This is a genomic window from Falsiroseomonas oryzae, assembly GCF_027856955.1.
Taxonomy (GTDB): Bacteria; Pseudomonadota; Alphaproteobacteria; order Acetobacterales; family Acetobacteraceae; genus Falsiroseomonas; species Falsiroseomonas oryzae.
Window position 1 is genome coordinate 1 of sequence record NZ_JAPSMD010000890.1, and the last position, 929, is coordinate 929.

Consider the following 929-nt stretch of genomic DNA (forward strand, 5'->3'; position numbering starts at 1 on the left):
GACTCGGGCGGCCGCGGCGGGCGCGTCGTCGCGGTCTGCGGCGCCCGTGGCGGCGCCGGCACCACGACCATCGCGGCCAACCTGGCGCTGTCCGTCGCCGGCGCCACGCGCGGCCATGTCGCGCTGGTGGACCTGAACCTGCGCGGCGGCACCATCGGTCTCTCGCTCGGCATCAAGCCGGGCAGCGGTCTGCGCATCGCGCTGGAACAGCCGGACCGCGTGGATGCGCTGTTCCTGGAGCGCGCCGCCATCCCGGTGGCCGAGCGCGTGCGCGTGATCGCCGCCGAGGAGCCGATGGAGAGCAACCCGGCGACCACCGCGGAGAGCGTGCGCCGCCTGCTCGACCTCCTGCGGCACCGCTTCAACACCATCGTGGTGGACCTGCCCGGCCCGCCGGGCGAGGTGGAGCGGTCGGTGCTGTCCGCCGCGCGCCAGGCGCTGATCTGCTTCGGGCCCGACGTCGCCGGGGTGCGCGACGCGCTGGCGCTGAAACGCATGGTCGCGGGGATGGGCGCGGGCACGCACGGCTTGCTGGTGCTGAACCGTCTCGGCATCCCCGGCGGCCTCAGCCTGCCTCTGGTGGAGGAAGGCCTCGGCGGCCGGCCGGACTGCACCCTGCCCTGGCTACCGAAGCCGATGCTGCGTGCGCTGAACCTTGGCAAGCCGGCGGTCGAGCTCTGCCCGCCCTTCCGCCGTGCCCTGCTGCCGCTGGTCCGGGAGGTCTCGGGCGTCGCGGTCGAGCGGCGCGGACCGCCGGTGCTGCGCTGGTTCGGCATCGGGGAACGCCGGGCATGAGGGCCTTCGGCCGCCGCGCGGACGGCACGTTGCGGATCGCGCCGCAGCCGGCTCCCGCCGTGCCGCAGCCGCTGCCCGCCGCGCCGGCGCGGACCGAGGAGAAGGGCCCGCTGCAGGTGCTGCGCGGCCAGGTG

At 76.2% G+C, this 929-nt stretch carries 1 protein-coding gene; it reads left to right on the plus strand.

The genetic code is table 11. From position 1 onward, the window contains the following. Positions 1-795, plus strand: a 795-nt coding sequence (locus OZN99_RS32480; RefSeq protein WP_270939304.1) for an AAA family ATPase, incomplete at its 5' end; no start/stop codon positions are given. Between the last annotated feature and the right edge of the window lie 134 nt (positions 796-929).